Here is a 16,296-nt window from a genome sequence, read left to right on the forward strand (position 1 = left end):
AAATATAAAACAAACCGCGGTAGAAAACAGATCTGCCGCGGTTGTATCATTATGCTGTCCGCAGCTTTTCTTCCAGCTGTTGCAGCGCATTGTTAATCACTGATAGTTGTTCTTTCACCTGTCGCGTGTGCGGGTAACGTGCCAGCAGGTCTTTCAGTAGCTGATAGCCTTCGGCGAGTTTGTCGGACTGTAGTGTTTTAGCCGCCTGTTGAAATAACTGCACTGCTGCTTCCTGGTCCGGATCGTATACCGGGAAATGTTTATAGGCAAAGGCTTCCCACAAATCCTGGTCCCAGGGCCAGTGTTGTTGCAGGAGGTCTTTGTTCATATTTTTCAGCACCTGCGGAAACTGTTTGTTTTTCAGCACCGGGTCCAGCTGATGCGCCAGCTGGCATACGCCGGCATAGATGAGCGTAGCGGCGTCGGAGAGAGCCGCAGGTACCGGCTGGCCATTCAAACGGTTCACATAGTCATTCCATTTTTTCCAGAAGGTATATAACATACGGTCCCCCAGCGGATTGTGGCGGGTGAGCTGCTGATATCCCTTGAAGAGCACCGTTAGAAACTGTTCCAGCTGCTGATTGTCGCCGTATAACTGTTTCGCCCATACGCTGTTGGTGTTGCGGAACAGGTGTTCCAGCACCAGGTAGGGCAGGGTGGCATTGGCATCGTCTCCGGCGGGAAGTTCGCCGAATACCTGTGTGATCAGATCGCCCGGCTCTATGGCAAATACGAGGTCGGCAACAGGCCATTGTCCGTAGGGGCAGGTCCAGCCACCGGCATACTCCCAGTCATTGAAAGTTTGTATGCGTCGTTTGGAGTGTATCTGTGGCATATGATGCTGCATGAACTGCGCATACCGCTCTTGCGTAAAGAGGCGGGTAAGCCGCTCCCGGTAGGCCAGATCAATAAAGCCTACCTGCTCCAGGTATTTGCGCACTACATACACGCCTTCGGTGTCCGGTGAAGTGAGGATATAATCCAGGCTAAGTGTTACCAATTCCGGCGTGACGAGCTTGCCTTGTTGCAGGATACCGGTTACCTGCTGTAACAGTCCCGAGGATTTCGGTGTTTGCAGCAGCATTTGGTACAAGGCAATGATTTCTGCTTTTTTGATGGTGCGGTTGTTCCAGGCATCGTTGATGAGGCGTTGTACTTCCATGAAACTCTGCATGCCGTTATTTTTCAGCATGGCTTCTTTGAGCGTAGGCAGGAAAGCGCCGGTTTGATCGGTTTTCTCTGCGCCCTGTAATAGCCAGCTGGCGCCGGTAACGGACACGAGGTAGGGCAGTTCGGCCCGAAGGGACGGATGTTGTTCTGCCAGTTGCCCGATCAGTTTAACCCATTCATCGAGTGGCTGCTGCGGATACCAGGCAATGTGCCGGTAAAGCGCCTGCAAGAGGGAAGGGGCAAGCTGACTGAAATCTGCTTCCAGTGTTTTCAGCACCCGGTACACCCGGTCCAGTTCATGGATGTCTTTGGCCTGATCCAGCAGCAGGCCCAGGCTTTTACGCAGGTGCGGATCGTTGCGGTAGGAGAAGGTCTGTAGCCGGTCAATGACCAGTTGTTTCAGGGTGGCCGGGTACCACTGTCCTTCCAGTATATCACCGTACAATTGCAGCAATGCCGGTTGGAAGCTCTCCTGTATGGTCACTTCACAGGCGGCTGTCGCCAGTTGTACCTTTAGTGAATGATCGGTTTCGCTGACGGCCAGTTCTACCAGCAACTGGTCTGTGGCGGCGGATTTGCGGCCGGTTTGCAGGACCACCTGTACCAGCGCGCTACGCAGTGCCAACAGCGGCTCTTTCCGGATAGCGGCTGTCAGTGCGGGCTCCAGCTGTTCCTGCCAGGCGGCGAAGCGATGCGCGAGCAGCGGTAGCGTGGCTTCTCTTACATACGGATTGTTATCCTGCAATCCACTGATGATCAGTTGCGGCAGGTCTGCCTGTTGCAGCAGGTGCAGCAAACGGATCTTCAGGCCGGCAGATGGTGTAGTGGTAAACAATTCCACAAAGGAAGATTGTAATTCCGGATAGGCGGTGAGCCTGTCGGCCACGAGTGCCAGCAGATCGGGCAGGTCCGGCATTTGTTGCAATGCCTGGAAAATGTTTTTAAACAGGGCCTCGTCTACCGTGCGCATACCAGCCAGCAACTGAATGATGGCGCCACGTACCGGTAAGGAAGTCTCCGTGGGTATCAGGGCCGTGAGCTGTGACAATACGTTAACCGGCACTTGTGGTAAGGTGGACAGGAACTGCAATGCGGCCAGGCGCAGCCGGGTAGGTTCCAGCGGACCGGTAAAGTATACCGCCATGTCAGCGGCGGCAGGCAGCGGTAGCTGTTGCACCAGTACCAGCAGTGCCTCATGACATGCTACCGGCGACTGTGGCAAATAGGCGCCGATTTTTTCGATGGTGGCGGCAGATTTGCTGACACAGTGTTGCAATCCTTCAATGCTGGCCTGTTGTATTTCGGTGTCCAGATCATAGGCCATGGTTTCGGCCAGTACATCCTGTATCCCGCTGATATGGGCGGCCAGGGCAGCGAGCCTGCTCACGGCCATATAGCGTAAGGGGCGTTCCGGATCGAGACAGGCTACCCCGGCCAGTGTCTGAATATACGTAGGGTGATTAGTGACACGGGCGCCGTCCAGTTCACATAACTGTTGCAGGATCGCCTGTTTCACAGCAATCGTGGATTCTGCGGAAACGGCTTCACATAGTTTGGTGATGCCTTCTGCCGTCTCCAGGAAAGGACGCAGCTGGGAGAGGGCGGTCAACCGCTCTTCGGTACTGCGTTCTGTAGATAATAGTATATCGAATAATGCGATTTCTTCCGGCATATGCTGTTAATGAAGATGATGAAATGGGTTAATCGGCAAAACCAGGACCGGCGGCTTCCGGTGCGACAGGAGGAGCGACGCTGCGCAGCAGGTCGTCTATATCCATACCCGCAGCGCGGCAAGACCGTTGGAGGGCGTCCTTAAAAGAATTGTCTTCCGGCATACCGGGCAACTGTGCAGCGATTTTCAGCAATGCCGGCGCCGGCTCCCAGGTGTTGTTGGCCTCGAGATATTGCAGGTAAGGTACTACGCCGGCAGCGGTGGTCTGCTGCTGCAAGTGTTGCCGGAAAACATTCTCCAGCTGGGCTTTCCAGATGATGCGCAGCAGCTCGTCCAGCTGAATCATGTTGATATACCGGCCTCTTTTCTCCAGCAGCTGCCAGAGTCCTTCGCGCAATTCTGCGTTGGCAGGGTTGCTCTTCAGGATGAGCAGGTACCATTTAAATTTGGATTCATTGCCCAGATCGGTGTGCAGCAGCTGATTCAGCGCATACCGGCTCATATCGTCATTGATACCGGCTTTGACGGAAAGGAAGTTGAGTATTTCTATATCGGTCACGCCGGACTGGTACAGACTATTACTATTAGCAGGATTGATGGCGGCAAACAGCACTTTGTTAGCCATCTCCGGATTATCATCATAAAAAAGCCACAGGTGTGGGAAAATACCACTCAGGTCGCGGGTTACTTCAGCTTTGTGCAGCCACTGTTCCCAGTTGATCTGTGCGCCGCCGTTATGTGCGATGGCTTTCTCCTGTACTTTGGTGGCGAGTTGCTGTAGCTCCTGGTCGTTGCTATGGTCTGCCAGTTTACCGAACACCTGCACGGCCGCAGCGGATAACTGTGGAATAAAGCTGATTTTGCGGGCCAGCAGCCGTTGTTGTTGCTGCGGCAGTTCTTTATGCAGCAATACCGGTGCGGCTGCGGCAATAGTGGCGTTGTTCTCCGGCGTAAGCGGGAGGTAGAGGATGGCTTGCACCGCCCAGCTCCGGATGGCCGTGGAAGGTGCTTCCAGGGCGCGGAGATAAAAACGGTTCCAGGTGTCGCCGGTATTCATGGCACTGGTGATCGCTTTCAGGATAATGGCTTTGCAGGCATCATGCTGTTCTTTTTCATAAGCGGTCATGAATTTCTCCAGCAGCGTTGGTTTGACGGGCACCAGCCGGCCCAGGATATCATAAACAGCGACGGCGAGGTCCAGTGGAACATCGCGGTCCGGCAGCTGCCACAGGGCGTCTGCCAGCGCTTCGTTTTTTTCGGTGTAGGGCGCCAGCAGTTGCAGCAGCTGTAAGGCTACGGCTATATGTTTTTCCGTTTGCAGGCATTGCGTCAGATGGCGGATGGTATCAGGCGTCAGCGTGAGGCTGTAGGCAAAAACAGACATGGCGGCCTGGCGTACGGCCGGATCAGGATCTTCGCGCAGCGCATGCAGCAGGGTATCCAGTACATCGTTATCACTCACGCCATGCACGGCCAGCAGCTGTATGCTCCATTTGCGGAGCAGCGGATTTTTATCGGAGCGGACCAGCGTGCACAACGCCGCTTCCGGAACGGTAGAACGGTCGAAACAAAAACGTAACACCATTTCTTTGATAACATCCGGGGTGGCGGGTTGCAGCTGTTGCGCCAGCAGTGCCGGTTCCAGCTGGTCGCGCAGCAGGAGGCGGTTGAGCAACAGCAGTTTATCGTCGGTATCGGTACTGTCCAGCAGGCTGTGATAGAAGGCCAGGTCTGCTTCCGTAGCATGGACGGGAATCAGCAGCCAGCTCAGTATCTGCCGGTTTACATCGGCATTTTGTTGTTGTTGATAAAAAGCGATGAGCCGTTCCCGTGCCGGGGCATAGGTCAGTGAAAGCCTGCCCAGCAGCGGCAGGATAATATCCCGCGATTCGTCCTGTTGAAGGGAGACCGCCAGCAGGTCGGCGAAACCTTGTTTGTCCGGGATCTGTTGCAGATCTACGGCAGCGAGTCGTTGCAGCATAGCAGCTTTCAGCCGGGTATCTGTCTCTGCGGCCAGTAGTTCCATCCACTTGCTGATCACGGCAGGATCATGGAGGGAGCCGGCTGCGGTGGAGAGTAAGGAGTATTTATTGTCCGTATCGGAGAGCGGCGCCATGTCGAGCATCAGGAGCGCCTGTTCTGTGCCGGCATTCCTGCGTTCGCGGATGGTGGCGATAGTTTGACTTAGGTCCATGTTGACATGCTTTTATCAGGAGGTCTTCAGTGTGCCGGGTTTTAATCCGGACAAGGCGTTGGCCAGCGTCTCCTGTTGTTGTTCATCTAAAGAAAGTTTCAGCACGGCATCCAGTGCTTTTTGCCGGGAGCCGGTATCTGCCAGTTCGTTTTTGACTACGTTGATCAGGATATCGAACTTTTTTTCTACGCCCGGGCGCAGGTAGCCATCGAGGGCAAGCCGTACCAGTTCACGGTCGTTGTCATACAGCAGTACGTCTTCCAATGCCGGCGGTATCTGCGGATACAGCTCTGCTGCATTGGCGAGTATACCGGCGCAGGTAACCCGGAAAGGAGATCCCGGCTCGGTGAGTTCGGCGCAGAAGACATCCACCAGCTGCGGATGGCGGGATACAGACAGGGCTTTGATCTGGTTGAACAATACCTCGCGTAATGTTTCGTTGTGTTCGCGCGTGAAGAGCTGTACCACCGGGTCCAGCATTTTCTCCAGGCTGATTTTGCCGATGAGCAATTGCAGTACTTTCTGGCGTTGTGCGGTGCTGGGCAGGTCTTTTATGCTCTGCAACAGCAGCTGGCTGATCTGCTCATCCCTGCCGGCATAAGGCGCCAGCATGTCCGTGAGCTGATTAAATTCTTCATCATTAAAAACACCGGGGTTGCCTGCGAAGGCAGTGGCCACGCTGTTTCTGATCTCCGCGATGCGCATCATCGGTTTCAACTGCTGCAACAATGTGAGGCGAACGCCTTCCGAGCGGTCGGTCGCCAACAGGCCGGCCATGCTGATGAGCTGTTCGTTGGTGCGTTCGGGTTGTTCGCCCTGTAGTTGCAATGCCTGACTGCGGATAGAAGCATCGCCATCATGGGAGGCGGACCACAGCAGCTGTAGCAGGATGGCTTCATTCCAGGGTTTAATACGGGATAATGCTGTCAGCGCTTCGTGACGGGCATCTACATCGTTGTCTGTACGCAGCACCGGAATCAATACATCCGCATAAGCTGCTTCCAGCAGCCGTGCTGCCGCCAGCCGCTGCAGGATGCGGAACCGGATACCACGGTCGTTTTTTACATCCAGATAAGGCTGCAGACCGGCCACCATCTGCGCACTCCAGGAGGGGCATTTTTCGGCGATCTCCACAGCCTGCAACTGTAATATCGTAGGGGCGTTGACGTTCTTCAGCAGCGCGGAAAGTGCCACTTCTTCCGAAATAGCAGGAAGGGAAGAAAGGGTATCCTGTACGGCTATACGCTCTTGTTCACTCAAGGTTTCCTGGCCAGACAGCTCTACGAAGAATACGGCCAGGCGCGGGTCCTGATGGATGCTATCCTGCAACCGGTATAACAGGGCGGTACGGGTGTCGCGGTCTTTCTCCTGTTTGTATACATCCAGCAGCGCCTGAAACAGCGGTGCGGTATCAGCAAAACGGGAAGTGTTGAGGGCCGACAGGAAACGCAGCAGCTGATCGCGTGTTTCTTTGTCTTTGGTGAGGGGCAGTACTTCCAGTAACGCGGTGGTTACTTCGGGTACATGCAGGTTCTGGGAAGCCATCTGGATAATCTGTGCTTTGATCACCTGTTCGGAATGGGGGCTGCCCAGTACTTTGCGGATAAGCCCGGGCAAAGCATGCTCGGGGCGTTGGGTCGTATTTTCCATGCGGTCGTTTTGATGGTTTAATGGAATCAGGCGGCGCTGACTGCGTCAATTTTATCCAGTAAAATGATGGTGCGATGGCCATCATCCGTTCTGAGCTCTACCACGCTGGCGCTGATTTGGGCCACAATACCCCTGACGGTGTGGCAGGAGAAATAGATATGGACGGGTAACTGTTCTTGTTTACTACTCTCGAGCATGACAAGGAATACATTCGATTCGGACATATGGTTAACATTTTTGTTTTGTTTCCGGATGGCGTAAATATAAAGTATTTCGTGGTGGCAGCCATCGCTGAAAACGGGTAATTACCTTACCATTTTGATAAAAACCTTTCCGTTTTGGTAGGGTTTCTTTCTAGGGGAAAAATCACAATATATTAATAATCAAATAATTAAATAGATAAATGCTTGTGGCATTCCTTTGGTGGCGTTTTTTTTAAAACACTATACCATGTTACGGTTAAGAACAAAATTGATCCTCGGTCTTACCTTCCTGTTTGCCGTGACATTAGCCATCAGTATGCAGGGGATTTACCGGATTTATCAGCTGGACCGCGACGCACGGCAGATCCTGCAGCAGAATCTGCACTCTATCGTTTACAGCAACAATATGTTGCGGGCGCTGGAAACATCGCCGGTGCAACTTTCCCTGCTGCAACAGAACCTGGAACTGCAACAGCATAACATAACGGAACACGGGGAAGATGCATTAACCGCCAGTGCCGCCGCCCTGGTAAAACAATTGCAGGCCGATCCCGGAAATGAAGCGTTGGTGAAATCCCTGCGGCATAACGTTCTGCAGATAGCGGAACTCAACCAGGAAGCGATTGCCCGGAAAAGTACTGTGGCGTCGAAAACGGCGTCCAACGCTATCCTGGCACTGTCTGTATTTACGCTGTTATCCCTGAGCGTATACATCATCTTTATCCTCAGTTTCCCACAGATTATCAGCCGGCCAGTGGGTATGCTGTCTACTGGTATCCGCCAGATCGCGGAAAAAAATTACCGTACCCGCATTGATCTCCGTCCCGGCGATGAGTTTGGTGAGCTGGCAGCCGGCGTGAACAGCATGGCGGAAAAATTACAGGTCTATGAAAGCAGTAACCTGGAACAGCTGAAAGCCGAGAAAACAAGATTGGAAACGATCATCAACAGTATGCATGATGGTGTGATCGGGTTTGATGAAAAAAGAAATATCCTGTTTATGAATACGGTGGCCAAGCGGCTCTGCGGACCGGTAAAAGCGCCTGGCAATACCGTGCTGGAGACTATCGTCCGGCATCCGGCGCAGCAACAGCTTACTATCGCCCACAGCGGTCAAACCTATACTTTCATCAAAGAAATAATGCAGGTGGAAAATAACAGCGAAGTGATGGTATTACGGGACATCAGCGCTATACAGGAACTGGCGGCCGCTAAAACCAAATTTATTGCCACCGCTTCCCATGAACTGAAAACACCCATCGCGTCTATGCAATTGAGTCTCAGCCTGCTGGGCGATATCCGTACCGGTCCGTTGCTGCCGGCGCAGCACGAACTGGTGAACAGCCTCGGGGAAGATGTGGACCGTATACTCAAGATCAGCACTGCAATATTGGATGCGACAGACGAACAGTTATATGCTGTCTGACCGGCATGATCGATCATATTTAATCTCACCAAAACATGACAACGGGAAATATTTTGTTGGTAGAAGATGAGGAAAAGGTCCGTCATCTGTTAAAACGTATTATTACCCTCGAAGGCTTCGCGGTACAGGAAGGTGCTCACCTCAAAGGGGCCCGCCGCCTGTTGGAAGAAGGGGGCGTAGACGTGGTGCTGTGCGATGTGATGTTACCGGATGGCAATGGTATAGACCTGGTAAATTATATCCGCGAGCGGCAACTCCCGGCGGAAGTGATCCTGCTGACGGCCTATGGCAATATTCCCGATAGCGTACGCGCTATCAAATCGGGAGCCTTCGATTATCTCACCAAAGGTAATGACAACACCCGTATTATACCTCAGCTGTTTCGTGCCATGGAAAAGGTCCAACTGCAACAGCGGATACAGCATCTCGAAACCCGTATTGGCAGCAATTATGCTTCCTTCCAGGAAATCATCGGTACGGCGCCGGATATTAAAATGGCCCGTCAACTGGCGGCGCAGGCAGCACCCAGCGATGCGCCGGTATTGCTGCTCGGAGAAACCGGTACCGGTAAGGAGATGTTTGCACAAGCCATTCATCATGCCAGTGGCCGCGCTGCCAGAGACTTTGTGGCGATCAACTGCAGCGCTATCGGAAAGGATATCCTGGAAAGTGAACTGTTCGGATATAAAGCCGGCGCTTTCACCGGCGCGGCAAAAAACAAAAAGGGCCTCATGGAAGAAGCCCATCAGGGTACCCTTTTCCTGGATGAAATAGGAGAGATGCCCATCGCATTGCAGGCTAAACTCCTGCGCGTACTGGAAAGCGGCGAGTTCATCAAAGTCGGCGATACCAAACCAACGAAAACGGATATACGGATTATTGCAGCTACCAACCGTGATATTACCCGGGAAATAGCCGAAGGGCACTTCCGCGAGGACCTCTTCTACCGCCTGAATATGTTCACCATCCTGTTACCGCCTTTGCGCGACAGACAGGAAGATATACCTGTATTTGCTGCCTATTTTATGCAGTGCTTTGCCCGTAGAAGTGGTAAAGCAGTGAATGGAATGAGCAGTGAGTTTATTGCACAGCTAAAGCAGCATGACTGGCGTGGTAATATCCGCGAACTGAAGAATGTCATGGAGAGAGCTGTTATCGTTGCCAACGGCCCGGAACTAACACCGGATACGTTGCCGCTGGAAGTTCGCTGGCAGAAAGGGGCGCGGCATACTTCAGGTACCTTCGATCTTGCCGATGTGGAAAGGGAACATATACAATGGGTGGTCCGTTATGCTGCCGGTAACAAAGCCAAAGCAGCCAGATTGCTGAATATAGGTTTATCTACCCTCTACAGGAAAATGGAAGAATACAACCTGGTTAAATAGGAAACCCAGGGCTGAAAGCCCTGGGTTTGTTTAAAAACGTACTATCAGGTCCATGGCAGCTGTGAACTGGTCCCGGCGCAGCCCGTTATCATAAGGGGTGGCATCATTGCGCCAGGCCCGCTCGTAGCGCACTTCCGGGCGTATACGTAACAACGGGTTAAAGTGATGGACCCAACCAATGGTATGACTGGTATACAGTGTGGGAAAGCCGGTACGGTTGCCCTGCGGATCGTTGAGCAGATCGTTGCGCACACAGAGATAGTCTTTCTGTGATGAGAGTTGTATCAGAAAATAATTCACCGCACCCACCGCAGAGGCGATACCGGGGATCGTGGCGCCCAGCCCCGTATTCATGTACCATTCTTTCGGTGGGCCATCGATAGCGGTACCTCCCACCGCTGCATCATGCTGCCAGATATAGTAGACCTCTGTATTCATATGCACTTTGGGACTAAAGCGGTGTCCCCAGGTAGCCACGACCATTTGCAGATTGTCGTGTTCGTTTTTGTAGCGCCCCTGGCCCAATGAATTGATACCACCATACAGCGAATTATTGTTATTGCCGGAAACCCAGCGGGCCATTAACAGACCATTTACACTGGATGAGTTGCTCCAGGGGGCCATGTCGTTGCCGCCATGTACGCCGGCAAACAACTGCCAGTGCGCGTTTAACCGTAGCGCAGCATGAACGCCGGTGAAGGTGTAGGGATCTACGGTAAACATCAGCGAATGGGAATACAGGTAATTGTCCGGTGCCCATTGGGCTTCGATGTCCGCCGGCGAAATAAAACGACCGGCTTTAATCAGTAATCCTTCTGCTACTTTAGGCAGGTACAACATGGCGTATACCTGTGTGGGGTCATACCCGTAAAGCTGATTCCGTTTCAGTAACTGGTCGCTGAAAATACCTTTCGCCAGTGTGTACCGGTAGTCGGTCCCGAAAATATTATCTACCACGAAGCCCCAGTCGGCATGGTCTGTTTGTACGGTATTGGGTTGTCTTTCCACCCGCAGGATCAACTGGTCCAGCACCACCCTGTTGGGCACCAGGTTATAGGAGGTGGGGGCATTGGAGTTTTTAGAGGTGCTGAAATTAGCGCCCACACTGGCCCAACCATAAACTTTAATGCGGCTTTTGTTGCGGGCGAGGCCCAGCAATTTCGTTAGCGGATAGTCCGGGGCATCAGCAGGAATACCAATTAAAGGGTTGCCTACCCATTCCCCGCTGGGAAAAGGCGGGGAGGCCAGCGGCGAAGGAAGACTTCTGCCATTAGTGCTGCTGTCGGCAGCGATGGATGATAAGTGCGTACTGTCTTGTTGTGCGTATCCCTTCGTAATGATTAGTGTGAAAATCAGCGGGATAATAAATCCATGTTTCATGTCCGGGTAAAATTGATTTTGTTGAACGCTCAGGAGTTACCAAACCTATGCCCTGATTACCCACTTTGTTGCGCTCTGTCTTAATAATATTTACCATAAAGGATTACAGCTGATGACTGCTTTTTGTTGGCATTAAAAAAAGATAATATCTTCCTGTTCAAAATGATAAAGTGCTTCAAAATGGTAAAAGCGTACCTCACCTGATTCAAACTGATACTGTTTTTTCATAGTGATAAAGACGATATACGCAGTGGCTGGTTTTAAAAAATTGATAATCAGTTTTTTTAGTGTAGTCCTTTTTATGGCATCCCGGTTGATGCCCTTTCTTTAAAACAACAAAATCATGAAAGGAATTAAATTATCCCTATGGTTGATGATAGCCGGTTTCAGTGCATCAGGGCAACAAAAAATTACCGGTATCTATTTAACACAGACCGATTATCTTCAGGATCATCCAAGTTATACTGCTACTAATGGGATAGCTTATAAAGCTAAACTATATACATTCGCTCCCAAAAAATATATCCTGCTAACGGGTGGTGGGGAACAGGTGAAACTGGAGAAAGATCATTTTTTTGCTTTACAGTTGAAAGATGGGAAAACATTCAGTATGCAGGGCGGCGAAAGTTATGAGCTGCTAAACCGTAATCCCCGGTTGTTATTATACCGGCGTAAACTACCGGTTGCGCCCAAAAGCTTCCCGACCACCCCTTACCTTTATTATTTTTCCGCCGGAAATAGTACGATACAGCAACTAACCATAACGAATATCAAGAGGGCTTTTGCAGATATAAAAGACCTGTCCTACTGGCTGGATGCTACTTTCCGGAGCAATGATGAGCTGACAGCGTATGATACTTTCCATCATATGTATAAGCTGGAATGGCTGGTCCGGTAGCCTGAAAAAAAACTGCTTTTTCGCTTGACTCTTACCTTACGTCATACCCTATATTTGTCCCGACAAGGTATAAATCCAAACGATGGACAACTATTCTGTAAAAAAGATTTCCAAACTGGCAGGGGTGAGCGTGCGCACCTTACACCTGTATGACAAGATGGACTTACTGAAGCCTTCCGTCCGTACTGCAGCCGGGTACCGGCTATATGGCGAAAAAGAACTGCTGCGTTTGCAGCAGATCCTCTTTTACCGGGAACTGGATTTCCCGCTGAAAGAAATCTGTACCATTCTGGATGATCCTGCATTTGATCTGATGCAGGCGCTGGAAGGGCATAGAAAAGCGCTGTTAGCCAGGAAGGAAAGGATAAACACATTGATTGGTACCATCGACAAAACATTGGTAACACTTAAAAACAAGACTATGTTACAGGTAGAAGATTTATACGAAGGTATCCCGCAGGAAAAAATGCGGGCCTACAGAGCAGAAGCCATGTCCAAATGGGGGAAGGAAACCATTTTATCCGTAGAGGACACTTTGCGCAGCTTCAGTAAAGCCGAAGTGGAGAACATGAAAACAGAGCTCAGTTACACTACCGCCCGGCTGGCGGAGCTGATGTCCGGCGACCCGGCAGACAAGGAAGTGCAGGAATATATAGGCCGGCGCTTCAATGTCATACTCCGGCTTACCAACGGAAAAGTAGAGATGGGCAAGCTGGAGTATTTCAGAAAGCTGTCTGAACTCTATGTGGCAGAAAACAGCTATACACCGGTAAATGGTATACCCAGTATGGAACTGGCACTGTTTATCCAGAAAGCGACGGCGTATTACACGAAATCGCAACGACCATAAATAACAGGAGGCCGTCTTACAGGACGGCCTCTCTTTTTACCCTTCAACTGGAATACCCAAATACTGAAGATATCTATCCAGCACAGCTTTATCAAACACCGGCTCCGGTATGCCAGACCCCTGCATGAATTTGTCCACGTTATCGCGGTGCCATACATAGGTATCCTGGTACAGTTCTACCGTGGAAAGCCCTTCGTGCATATTATCCCTGAAAAGACTGGTCAGCGGATAGAGACGGTTGGTGCTGTCATCTTCCCATTGCTTGCGCCAGTCCAGGTAGGAGAGCGGTTTCAGCTCAAAACCATAGGTGTCGATCAGGCGCTGGAAAAATTGTTCCAGGGTAAGATTGGTTTCCGGTGAACAGATCAGGTTAAACTTTTGCCCGATGGCGTCGCGGTTTTTGGTGATGTGTACAATGGCTTTTGCCATGTAGTCTACCGTAATAAGTCCTTCCCGCAGTTCGCGGAGTGCGGGATAGGAAGCATACTGCACGCAGTTTTTGACCAGGCTGGCCCACCACTGATACGGCGCGCTGGCGCCGGACTGGCTATGGCACATAGCATATCCCAGGCGGTAAGTGATCACCGGCACTCCCGCTGCGGCGGCAAGATCCGCTACTGCTTCCATCACCCATTTACTTCTCACATAGCCAATATCTTTGCTGACAGCGAGCAGGTTTTGGGAGATGTCATCGCTTTCTTTCATGATGGTTTTATGTGTGAACACATGACCCCAGCTATACACCGAGATGGTAGACAGCAGCGACAGGCACTTCATTTTGCCTGTGGCGGCAAAACGGATGATCTCCCGGAGGCCGTCTACATTCGGCTTTTTCATGAAGGAGTAAGGTTCAATGAAGTTCACCGAACTACCGGAGTGATAGATCACTTCTATCTTAGCAGCCAGCTCCTGGTAGGCTGTTTCCGCAATACCCAATGATGCCTGCGCAAAATCCCCCACTACCGGCACAATCCGATACCGGGTATTTTCGGCTACCGGAATATGATAGGCGATGAAAGCCTGATGAATTTTATCCAATGCATGGTGTTCGTCGCGGGCGCGAACGAGGCAATACACGGTAGCGGCGGTATTGTTCAGCAATTCCTGTAGCAGGTGAATGCCTACAAAACCGGTGGCGCCGGTGAGTAATACGGCCGACTGGCGCTCCAGCACACTGGCATCAAACGGTTGCCGGTACTGCACATCCGGCAGTAGCCACGCATCCTGTTGCAGCGACACGTAAGGCTCCACATCTTCTTCGGGGATACCGGTTTCGCCGGTTTTAACGCGGTTGTCGATCATACCGGCCAATGCCCGCAGTTCAGGATACTGGTACAGATCGCGGAGATACATTTTAATGCTGAAACGGTCTTTCAGTTTGGTGACCACCGTGGCTACCAGCAAGGAATCACCTCCGATATCGAAGAAGTTATCACTGTAATGGATATACGGTCTTTCCAATATATCGGACCAAACTTCTGCAATGATACGTTCCGTTTCGCTGATGGGTTCCGTGGTTGCCTGGGAGCTGCCGGTAGTCTGTTCGGACAAGGCTGTGAGAGCGACTTTGTCTATTTTACCATTGGCGTTGACCGGTAATTCACGCACGGTGATAAAACGGGCGGGTACCATATAACCGGGCAGGTCCTGTTTGAGTTGCTGCCGTGCGAGTGCGATGCCTTGTTGCTCGTTGGGATGGTCCTGCACAATAAACGCTACCAGCTGTTTTTGCTGCCGGTTGTTATCTACCGCAATGAGGGCGGCGGCTTTCACATGTGGTACCTGTAGCAGTGCTGCTTCTATCTCTCCCAATTCCACGCGGAAACCGCGGATTTTAACCTGGTTGTCGATACGGCCCAGGAACTGGAGGTTACCATCGGGCAGGCGGCGGGCCAGATCGCCGGTGCGATACAGTTTTTGACCCGGCATAAAAGGATGCGGCACAAATTTACTGCCCGTGAGCGCCGGATTTTTAAAGTACCCCTGTGCTATGCCAATGCCGCTGATACATAGTTCCCCAACGGCGCCAGGTGGCAGCAGTTGCAGGTCGCGGTCCAGGATAAAAGCCTGGGTGTTGGCGATAGGCTGACCGATCGTCGGAAAATATTGTCCGTCTACATCTTCCACAAGGCGGTGGGTGGCGTATACGGTGTACTCGGTAGGACCGTAGTAGTCGATCAGCTGATACGGCAGGCCACTGGTTAATACGGGTTTCATTTGTTCACCGCCGGAGAACAGGTATTGCAGCGCTATGCCCGGTGTTTGCCGGCTAAGGGCTATCAGTTCCGGCGCCAGCACGGGAGGCGCAAAGGCGTGTGTGAGCTGGTTATGCTGATAGAAATCCAGCAAACGCCCGGCATGGGTTCTTTCCTCATCATCGGCGATAAAGAGGGCGGCTCCTGACAGGAGGGCCGACCAGCATTCCCACACGGAAATATCGAATGCCAGCCCCGCTACGAGCGATAGCCGGCTGCTGCCGGTTACAGCATACTGCTGTTTATGCCAGCAGATCAGGTGCTGGATAGACAGGTGGGTGATCATTACACCTTTAGGCTGACCGGTAGATCCGGAAGTATAGATGATATACGCCAGGTCTGTCGGCGCAGGGAGCTTGTCCGGCGCAGTAATGGGCTGGTCCTGGAGGATACTGAGGTGGTCCAGGTAAACCACGGCCGTGTGGTGTACCTGGAAAAGCCGTGAGCCCAGTGATAACTGCGTAATGATCACTTTAGCTTCCACTTCTTCCAGGATAAAGGCCACTCTTTTACCGGGATAGATGGCATCTACCGGGATGTAGGCCGCGCCTGTTTTCAGGATGCCCAATATCGCGATCGCCCATTCGGCGCTGCGCTCCAGGTATACCGGTACATAGCTGCCGGTGGTGACGCCCTGCGCCAGCAGGTAATGCGCCAGCTGGTTGCTTTTTTCATCCAGCTCCCGGTAGGTGAGCGTGTGGCCTTTGAAAGATACCGCCAGGTTGTTAGGCGTGCTGGCTGCCTGTTTACGGAACAGGGAGACCAATGTTTCCCGGGAGTTGTACTCTTCCCAGGGTGTGTGTTTCAATAATTCAGCCAGGTGCTGATTGCCATCGGTTGCAGCAACAGGGTACTGTTGCCCGTTGGCATCGTGGTGGATCGCGTGGTCCATAGGATTACGGTTTAAATTGAGGGTGTAAAAAAGGAGATTTAGAAAAACAAGTGATTACGTGGAAAAGTGTGGTTTAAAGGTCTGTAAAATAGGTGTACCTAGTGACATTCGAAAGATTAGCAAAAAAGGTGTTCACTTCATTTAATTGTTCACATCATAAAGATGGTAATAGATTAGAAAAAAAGACGCCTGAAAAAATGTTATGCGTGGAAAAATGGTTACTGAGTATTGAACGGCAAATTAGTTTGCCTCACTGAAATATGGCCGCAGTTTGAAAATATTATCTAACTGGCTCATAATAAACCTTCTGTATGCCGGATC

10 protein-coding genes are annotated in these 16,296 nt (G+C 51.6%); 4 read left to right on the plus strand and 6 right to left on the minus strand.

The window, feature by feature from the left end; genetic code table 11:
• Nucleotides 1-49: 49 nt before the first annotated feature.
• From ICL07_RS31545 to ICL07_RS31560, 4 genes are read right to left on the minus strand one after another with little or no spacing between them, the layout of a single operon-like run.
• On the minus strand, nucleotides 50-2,842 hold the full coding sequence (locus ICL07_RS31545) for a hypothetical protein (RefSeq protein ID WP_188092048.1): 2,793 nt from the start codon (nucleotides 2,840-2,842) through the stop codon (nucleotides 50-52).
• 28 nt (nucleotides 2,843-2,870) lie between these two features.
• Nucleotides 2,871-5,036, minus strand: coding sequence for a HEAT repeat domain-containing protein (locus ICL07_RS31550; protein ID WP_188092049.1), 2,166 nt, complete (start codon nucleotides 5,034-5,036; stop codon nucleotides 2,871-2,873).
• A gap of 15 nt (nucleotides 5,037-5,051) precedes the next feature.
• The gene (locus ICL07_RS31555; RefSeq protein ID WP_188092050.1) at nucleotides 5,052-6,686 is read right to left on the minus strand and encodes a HEAT repeat domain-containing protein; all 1,635 of its coding nucleotides are present in this window, start codon (nucleotides 6,684-6,686) and stop codon (nucleotides 5,052-5,054) included.
• 26 nt (nucleotides 6,687-6,712) lie between these two features.
• Nucleotides 6,713-6,910 carry a hypothetical protein gene (locus tag ICL07_RS31560; RefSeq protein ID WP_188092051.1) on the minus strand — a complete coding sequence of 66 codons (198 nt, stop codon included), beginning with the start codon at nucleotides 6,908-6,910 and terminating at the stop codon, nucleotides 6,713-6,715.
• Between the two features lie 226 nt (nucleotides 6,911-7,136).
• Here ICL07_RS31560 and ICL07_RS31565 point away from each other — a divergent pair, with 226 nt between their 5' ends.
• On the plus strand, nucleotides 7,137-8,315 hold the full coding sequence (locus ICL07_RS31565) for a histidine kinase dimerization/phospho-acceptor domain-containing protein (protein WP_188092052.1): 1,179 nt from the start codon (nucleotides 7,137-7,139) through the stop codon (nucleotides 8,313-8,315).
• Nucleotides 8,316-8,350: 35 nt separating this feature from the next.
• Nucleotides 8,351-9,700, plus strand: a complete 1,350-nt coding sequence (locus ICL07_RS31570; RefSeq protein WP_188092053.1) for a sigma-54-dependent transcriptional regulator — start codon at nucleotides 8,351-8,353, stop codon at nucleotides 9,698-9,700.
• A 30-nt stretch (nucleotides 9,701-9,730) separates the two neighbouring features.
• Here the strand turns inward: ICL07_RS31570 and ICL07_RS31575 are convergent, their stop codons facing one another.
• A complete protein-coding gene (locus ICL07_RS31575) occupies nucleotides 9,731-11,080 on the minus strand; it encodes an outer membrane beta-barrel protein (protein ID WP_188092054.1) in 1,350 nt (449 codons plus the stop codon).
• A 343-nt stretch (nucleotides 11,081-11,423) separates the two neighbouring features.
• On the opposite strand from ICL07_RS31575, the gene ICL07_RS31580 reads away from it, so the two are divergent.
• A complete protein-coding gene (locus tag ICL07_RS31580; RefSeq protein WP_188092055.1) occupies nucleotides 11,424-11,978 on the plus strand; it encodes a hypothetical protein in 555 nt (184 codons plus the stop codon).
• 82 nt (nucleotides 11,979-12,060) lie between these two features.
• Entirely contained in the window at nucleotides 12,061-12,828 is a 768-nt protein-coding gene (locus ICL07_RS31585) for a MerR family transcriptional regulator (RefSeq protein ID WP_188092056.1), read from the plus strand.
• A gap of 36 nt (nucleotides 12,829-12,864) precedes the next feature.
• Here ICL07_RS31585 and ICL07_RS31590 read toward each other — a convergent pair whose 3' ends face one another.
• On the minus strand, nucleotides 12,865-15,975 hold the full coding sequence (locus ICL07_RS31590; protein WP_188092057.1) for a non-ribosomal peptide synthetase family protein: 3,111 nt from the start codon (nucleotides 15,973-15,975) through the stop codon (nucleotides 12,865-12,867).
• Nucleotides 15,976-16,296: the final 321 nt, after the last annotated feature.

Origin of the sequence: Chitinophaga qingshengii, assembly GCF_014529935.1 — a bacterium.
GTDB lineage: Bacteria > Bacteroidota > Bacteroidia > Chitinophagales > Chitinophagaceae > Chitinophaga > Chitinophaga qingshengii.